The organism is Paenibacillus cremeus (assembly GCF_007786445.1).
GTDB lineage: Bacteria > Bacillota > Bacilli > Paenibacillales > NBRC-103111 > Paenibacillus_G > Paenibacillus_G cremeus.
The window spans coordinates 1-7,193 of the sequence record NZ_VNJI01000098.1 but is presented as its reverse complement, the minus strand read 5'-3'; the positions used below and the strand labels follow the sequence as shown (position 1 = coordinate 7,193).

Annotated in this window: 9 protein-coding genes and 2 pseudogenes; 9 read left to right on the top strand and 2 right to left on the bottom strand. The window is 45.7% G+C overall.

Going from position 1 to position 7,193, the window contains the following annotated elements:
- On the top strand, positions 1-169 hold a 169-nt coding region (locus FPZ49_RS34610), incomplete at its 5' end, for a transposase (protein ID WP_186446287.1).
- Between the two features lie 109 nt (positions 170-278).
- Here the strand turns inward: FPZ49_RS34610 and FPZ49_RS34605 are convergent.
- A complete protein-coding gene (locus FPZ49_RS34605) occupies positions 279-563 on the bottom strand; it encodes a hypothetical protein (protein ID WP_144855242.1) in 285 nt (94 codons plus the stop codon).
- Between the two features lie 1,270 nt (positions 564-1,833).
- On the opposite strand from FPZ49_RS34605, the gene FPZ49_RS34600 reads away from it, so the two are divergent.
- From FPZ49_RS34600 to FPZ49_RS37835, 7 genes and pseudogenes are all read left to right on the top strand, one after another.
- Positions 1,834-2,187 (top strand): hypothetical protein, encoded by a 354-nt coding sequence (locus tag FPZ49_RS34600; protein ID WP_144855240.1) that lies wholly within the window; start codon positions 1,834-1,836, stop codon positions 2,185-2,187.
- Positions 2,188-2,867: 680 nt separating this feature from the next.
- Positions 2,868-3,188, top strand: coding sequence for a UxaA family hydrolase (locus FPZ49_RS34595; protein ID WP_144855238.1), 321 nt, complete (start codon positions 2,868-2,870; stop codon positions 3,186-3,188).
- The gene (locus tag FPZ49_RS34590; RefSeq protein ID WP_144855236.1) at positions 3,178-4,347 is read left to right on the top strand and encodes a UxaA family hydrolase; all 1,170 of its coding nucleotides are present in this window, start codon (positions 3,178-3,180) and stop codon (positions 4,345-4,347) included. The genes FPZ49_RS34595 and FPZ49_RS34590 overlap by 11 nt, the downstream gene beginning before the upstream one ends.
- A 31-nt stretch (positions 4,348-4,378) precedes the next feature.
- Positions 4,379-4,741 (top strand): hypothetical protein, encoded by a 363-nt coding sequence (locus FPZ49_RS36280; protein WP_186446285.1) that lies wholly within the window; start codon positions 4,379-4,381, stop codon positions 4,739-4,741.
- The gene (locus FPZ49_RS34585) at positions 4,683-5,567 is read left to right on the top strand and encodes a fumarylacetoacetate hydrolase family protein (protein ID WP_144855234.1); all 885 of its coding nucleotides are present in this window, start codon (positions 4,683-4,685) and stop codon (positions 5,565-5,567) included. The genes FPZ49_RS36280 and FPZ49_RS34585 overlap by 59 nt, the downstream gene beginning before the upstream one ends.
- Positions 5,568-5,579: 12 nt before the next feature.
- Positions 5,580-5,732: pseudogene (locus FPZ49_RS37840) on the top strand (SDR family NAD(P)-dependent oxidoreductase); the annotation flags it as partial.
- A gap of 37 nt (positions 5,733-5,769) precedes the next feature.
- A pseudogene (locus FPZ49_RS37835) lies at positions 5,770-5,922 on the top strand (SDR family oxidoreductase); the annotation flags it as partial.
- 162 nt (positions 5,923-6,084) lie between these two features.
- Here the strand turns inward: FPZ49_RS37835 and FPZ49_RS37965 are convergent.
- Positions 6,085-6,222, bottom strand: a complete 138-nt coding sequence (locus FPZ49_RS37965) for a zinc ribbon domain-containing protein (RefSeq protein ID WP_449289951.1) — start codon at positions 6,220-6,222, stop codon at positions 6,085-6,087.
- A 407-nt stretch (positions 6,223-6,629) separates the two neighbouring features.
- On the opposite strand from FPZ49_RS37965, the gene FPZ49_RS34575 reads away from it, so the two are divergent.
- Positions 6,630-7,193 (top strand): FAD-binding oxidoreductase (locus FPZ49_RS34575; protein WP_144855244.1); only part of this gene is annotated, 564 nt, incomplete at its 3' end.

Sequence of the window (7,193 nt, the reverse complement as noted above, 5' to 3'; positions counted from 1 at the left end):
GCCCGTGTTTGGCGATATGAAAAACAACCGAGGCTTCAAAAGGTTTCTGCTTCGAGGCTTACCCAAAGTAAGTCTAGAGGTCGGATGGCTTTCGCTTGCCCACAATTTGCTAAAGAAAGCAGCGGTGGACGCGAAAAAGCAAAGAGCTAAGCGAGAACATGCCGCTTAGCTCTTTGCTTTTTCAACTGTTTCCCTTGTTTCTCTCTAAGATTGTCCCGAAAAGTTACTTATGAGACAGCCTCTTTAATAATCGAGCTGCTGAGATTGCTGCAGTGGACTTAGTCCTTGAACGTCGTCTCCAGAAGTTCCCCTACGATTAGCCAGTTACCATCCCAGCACATGTATTGCATGTATTCACCTTTCTTAATCCTGAGGTAAACCGTCTTTGCGTTAACATATCCATCGGTAGGCGGTAGCTCGTAATACATTTTTCCTTGCATAAAATACGCCTGGGCATCCCACCACCAGCCGATGATCTGGTGGTAGGGGTAGGCTCGGAGCGCCTTCACTGTAACGTCTGTACCTCTTTTAGCTTTTACGTACCTTTGAATTAGTTCGACCATATCTCGATCCGCGTATGGCATGTTATTTCGCTCGGTCTATGCAATTTTTTACTGTTGGCATCTTGACGATTCCCGGATTCTTTCTGGCAAATGTGAGTGTAAATCATTTTCTTTTCGTCAAGACAACCATCTTCGAAACAGATGTCTCCCTAATTATAGAACAAATGTTCGTCATTATCAATCGCGGACGGGAGCGGAGACTGGTGGGAGCACTACCACCTAATCTCTTGAGTAGCGCAGCCCGCACGTCTTCCCCGATCGGCCATCTCTAATAGTTTCCTAGATCACAACTCCTTCGGAGCGTAGTTTCCGAATGTTGTAGCAGTCGGACTATATTCTATGACTGACATTCGCAAAACAACGATGAGCGCTCCGGGATATTGCGGCGGAATTAACCGATGGTATTAGCACTAATTATTGATGCAGTTATTGATGCAGTACAAAAATGATGGATAACAACAACCTCAGGTAGAAGAATAGAATTGATTTGATTGATCCGGTGGGACAAACCTCCTTCAGCTGCCACTTTTCGTTGTTTAAGAAGAAATTCAGTGAACTTCAAGGGAAGCCCCTCAGCAGCCATAAGCGAAGACATTGCTTTGCAACACTACAAGTAATCGCCGGTATTCCACGGAATCGTCAACTATCAGTCCGAGCATATTGCTGTTAACGGCGTAGCTATGATGAATTACGCGACGACAACAACGCGGACGGTGTCGAGTTTGGCGCCTTCTTTGGTCTTATGATCTCGATTTTTGAATATGAGTTGAACAAAGCAGGTCGCTGCGGGAATGCCCAAATCGCATCCTCCCAACCCTTCTGGTCGTACGAAGAAACCCCACCCCTAAAATCCTAAGATTTAGTGCATCGCTCTTTGATGAAAGTGAAAATATTTTGAATTGTAAACCACCAATCGACAGTAAATACAAAATAATGGAAGTAATATATAGAAAGATTGATAAAGCCGCTGAAATCAAACGGAATTTAGAGGTGTTTCTAGAATGGGCGAGATTCTTAGTATTTCGTGGAACATTTTGGGTGTGGTATTATTTTTAGCTGTATTAGCTTCTATTTGCTGGTGCACTTATGAAATCCGCAGAAAATCCTATTAGGGATAGAGGGGGGGGCTCTATATACCAAGGTCAGCCCATCTTTCCTCCCATTGGCACTCGATTTAAAAAAGATGTCAATTTATAAAGCGATTAGCTGATTTATGCGCTTTCCCGGGAAATTGTTAATCAATGCCGTCCTGTTTACGAGTGCAGGACTAATGGGATTTTCCATGCAGGGGACGAGCCTAGGTAACGGGATCAAAAGGGCTATGGAAGGCCTGGCGCATCATTTATTTTTACTTTTTGCCATTAGCGTAGTGTTGATTATCATTGCCGTCACGGTCGTAGGCATTCATCCAATGGTGATCGTAACCGCATTGGTCATACAAATGAACGCCCACGAGCTTGGTACGACAAATCACGTGCTTGCCGTGTTGCTTATGCTGGGGTGGTCGATCTCGTCCGTATTAAGCCCGGTCAATCCGTTAAATATGCTTGTAAGCCGACTCTCTGGAGTAACTACAGAATTGAGGCGGGGTTCCGGGACAACGGAATTCACTCAACCGTTGTAGCCACTATTGGTTTGCTGTTCATTACATGGATCCATTAGCAGGCAATCCGGCCATCTCTTACATAGCTCGCTACGTCCCATACGTTCAACTCGGTGAAGTAGCATCGTCCAGTAATCAAAGTTAAAAAAGCAGATCCTATGCCGCAGCCTTAGTTCAGTATTACACCGGACTAAGGCTGTTTCATTTTGTTAACCAAAAGATATATCGGATAAAAAGAATGAATAGAATTAGGCAGATTGATGCTAACTGATTTGAAAGAAACGATCAACCGAAATTTCTGGCACTGACGGGCGCTTACAGACATGGGCGCGCTATCGTACATTGTCTCTGCCATAGGAGGCCACGGCGGAGCTACAGCTAAATGCCAAACCAAAGTGTTGCATAGCTTGGGAGTGACAGAGGCGTATTGCGAGGCAGCGATTCTGTCCTCGATTTGAGGCATAGGTTCGGGAGTTCTAAGGAGAAAAACATATCGTTAGCAATTGCGCACAGCACGGTTTTCATTTTGGAGAGCCTAGAAAGGACGAGTCTTCTAGTCGGACGCGGGAGGGGCTCAAGTCCCAACCGATTGTCGAACAGGTCTTTTATTCAAGCATAGTTTTAAAAGAATCTAATTTGAAATTTGTGAACAGTTATATTAATGCATTTTTATCTCATAAGTTGTTAATGGAGGTGTTAGGATGAGCAATCTAAATTTAAACGTTACAAATGAGGAAAAAAGCGCATTAGTCATTGATACGCGCGACAACGTCGCGGTCGCGTTAACCGACCTGCAAAAAGGGGATTTATGTGTCCTCAGAATAGGAGAGGGGTTTGAGCAGGTAACAATTTTGGAACCGATCCCCTTCGGACACAAGATAGCAATAAAAGCGATACCGCAAAATGAAAGCGTTATTAAATATGGAGAAGAAATCGGAACAGCGACCGAAGCAATCCAATTAGGACAGTGGATACATACTCATAACTTGTATTGCGGGAGGGCAAAGGCTAATGGGCGATAAATTCAATGGTTATCGTAGAATAGATGGCTCGGTGGGTGTGCGAAATCATATCGCAGTCATTCCTTCCGTCTTCTGCTCTGCTAAAGTAGCTGAAAGAATTGCATATCAAGTTCCCGGTAGCGTATATTTCCGGCATCCCGTTGGCTGCAGCCAAGTGGGAGAAGATCTTGAAGTTACCGCGAAAACACTTATACAAATCGGAAAAAATCCTAACTTTGCAGGTGTGGTTGTAGTGGGATTGGGTTGTGAGCGATTTTCTCCGTACGAGCTTGCCGATGGGATCTCCACTTCGAAAAAAATGCTGGAAACCGTTGTTATTCAAAAAGAAGGTGATTCACTCGCTGCAATCCAGCAGGGAGTCAAATACGCCAGAGAAATGCAGAGGATCGCTTCCAGACAGCAGAGGGAGGAGGCGGACGTCAGCGAGCTCATGATCGGCTTAAATTGCGGTGGCTCTGATATGACGTCAGGTTTGATTGCGAATCCGGCGCTGGGCATTGCCTCCGACATGATTGTCGGGCAGGGAGGCTCCTCCATCTTAAGTGAGATTACGGAGCTTATTGGCACTGAGCACATATTGTCCCGTAGGGCAATTAACGAGCAAGTAGCCAAAGAAATCGAAGAAATATTACGGTTAACGGAACAAAAACTAGAAAGACAAACCCGCGAATCGAGCAACGTGAAACGGACACATTTGATCTCTACAGGCAATTACGATGGGGGATTGTCGAGCGTCGTGGAAAAATCGCTTGGCAGCATGAAAAAGTCGGGCAATGCGCTATTTAGCGGAACAATAAAGTACGGCGATCGTCCAACCACAAAAGGTTTATTATTGCTCGATTCCCCTGGACATGATGGTGAAGTAACCACTGGCCAGGTGGCAGCCGGTGCACAAATCGTCGTATTTCCAACCGGTCGCGGCACGCCTACCGGGTTTCCAGGGGTGCCGGTCATTAAAGTAACGGGCAACCCAAGAACCTATGAAACGATGAAAGAAAATATCGACATTAACGCTGGCGAGGTGCTTTTGGGCCGTAAAACCATGCAGCAAATGGGCGAAGAGATATATCAAGAGATACTGAGAGTAGCGTCAGGGGAGCTGGCCAAGGCGGAAATTCTCGGCCACGACGAGCAGTTCTGCGTTACTAGATTGCCGTGAGGTACATACGGGATAAAGGAATGATCCCACCGTGGAAATTTATTTCATTATTATTGGCGTCGCCTTAATCGAAAGGTACCTCCCTAAATTAATCTGCACGGAAGTCCACGTCCCCATCTGTAGAGCTTGCGGAGAGTTCGATACACTGGCGCTCAGAGAAACGGGTTATTATTGCAACCATTGTTCTGCCGAACTGCCACTAGTCTATGTCGCCAAATATGAACAAGATGTTCGCATTTTGCAGGAGAATCCTGAGATCTACACTACATTCAAGGAATCAAGGCAAAGTTTCATCCATTTAGGGTATGGAAAGATGATGCAGGAGGGAAAAGAATATGCGTCTGGCTACCGTAAAATTGGACGAGCGAAAGACAGCGGCGGCGATTGTCACTAATCACGGTGCTGTTTTACTGAAAGCGGTGAACGAGAAGCTAAACAAGAATTGGTGCACCGATGTGTTCGAAATTATTAAATCGGGTCAATTGGAGGAACTGCGCGCATGGTATAACAACCAGGGGCATCAGGACCTGGATCGTCTAACAGATAGTATCATATCAGCTTCCAAAGTGGTCTATGAACCTCTTTATCGCCATCCGTCGAAAATTTGGGGGATCGGGCTCAATTACGTTGAGCATGCGGCGGACCTCCATGAAAAGGCACCAACGACGGAGCCTGCCAGTTTCATGAAACCGGATACGACGATTATAGGACCTAAAGTAACGATCGAAATTCCCTTCCAATCGCAACGTACTACAGCGGAAGCGGAGCTCGGGATTATTATAGGAAAAACGTGTAAGGATGTGTCAGAAATCGATGCGCCCGGCGTGATTGCCGGTTTTACGACGATTTTGGATATGACAGCGGAAGATATTTTGGAGAAAAACCCACGGTATCTTACCCGTTCCAAAAGCTTTGACACCTTTTTCAGCTTTGGGCCACATCTAGTCACACCGGATGATGTGGAGGAAGTTCTCGACCTGAAGGTCTCTACGTTCATCAACGGAAAGGTGCATCGCCAAAACGTCGTATCTAATATGACGTTCAAGCCTTGGTACCTTGTTTCGTTCCACTCCAAGGTGATGACCTTGCTACCAGGGGATATCATCTCCACCGGAACGCCCGGCGCCGTAGTCATCCGCAATGGAGATATCGTGGAGTGCCGAATTGATGGCTTTGAGCCATTAATAAACGGAGTAAAAGATTTAAAAGCATATACCTAGGGGGAACATCTCGTGGATTTAGAGCTGCAGGGGAAAGTGGCTTTGGTCGTTGCATCAAGCCAGGGCCTTGGCAAGGCGATTGCTGTGGAATTACATAATGAGGGTGCCCATGTCATGCTGACCAGCCGCAACGAGGAGAAGCTTCGGGCCGTACAACTTGAGCTTCAGCAGAAGGAACAGGCTCGGCTTGACCCGGGAGCAGGTCGAAGAAGAGTCCAAGAAGCAAATTCCATTAAAGCGCTACGGTACACCAAAGGAATTTGCTAAGGTTATCGCGTTTCTAGTTTCCGAACAATGCACGTATATGACCGGTAGTTCCATCTTTGTGGATGGAGGCATGATCAAGTCCATTTAGGTAACGCGCGACACGCTTTGAGATTCCGCCCGAGCAAATCGGCATCCATCAGTTTATCCATGGTGACGACTCTCACGGCTGAAGCGCGTGGCTTCTCAGATCAATGAGTTTCGTACCTGACCGACCCAATGTTATGGTTTTGATTACGCCACAACAGTTCGATCATTGCTGGGATGTGTTTCTTGGATCGAATTGTACAACTACGCGACCAGAGCTTTCAGCCTTGTACGTCATGAGTCGAACAAGCTGTTTCCAACCCGCATCCGTAATGCTTTTGGCAAGATGATGATTTCTAGCCAATCCTCGGACGGAAGCATTTTGTACATATGTTTACATATCGATTAAACCCCTTTTGCGGAGCTTTGCATGGTCTGCACAATTTCGAACTAAAACATATCGCAGAATTTGAAAATAAATTACGCAGAGTCCATTCCTTCATGGAATGGACTATTTTTCACATACAATAAAAATCGACTTTAAATTTATTGCACTAAATTTGTTCGAGAGGGAAGGGTTTATTGTAGTACAATTTTAGTTAGAAATATAGTCGTGTTATTTAATGAGCCTCTTTGCTGTATCCATCTTACCAGAGTGCAATGCTTCCATTCATTTGAAAATGCTGAAAAGAAGCGCTGCGCTTATTATATCAGGAAAATGCAATCATCATCACAAGAGGAGGAAAACGCGTGATAGAGCATCTAAGAGCTATGAAGCCAGAGCACATTGAAGAGGTGCAGCGTATTGTGAAAACGGGGAGGGTACTTACAGAGGTAGCAGATCGTTATAGCTATTCCTTTGATGCGTCCTTTGGGACACATGTACCTGATGTCGTCGTCCAGACAAAGCAGGTCGATGAATTAGTCGCCCTTATTAGACTGGCGAATCGAGAGAAAATTCCCGTTTATCCGCGAGGGTTAGCCACTTGTTTAAGTGGTGGACCGCTGCCGATTAAAGGCGGAATCGTCCTGGATTTGTCGGTCATGGATGATGTGCTGGAAATACGGGAAGATGATTTGATTGCTATTGTTTCTCCTGGTGTAATAACCGCCAATATTCATAAGGCCGCCGAAAAGAAGGGACTTATGTACCCGCCAGATCCCAGTAGTTCGAATGTATCTACAATCGGGGGCAACCTTGCGGAAAACTCCGGTGGACCGCGCGGATTAAAATACGGGGTAACTAAAGACTACGTACTCGGTCTCGAAATCATTACACCAGAAGGTGAACTTATACGCACAGGCGGATATACAGTAAAAAATGTAACGGGGTAT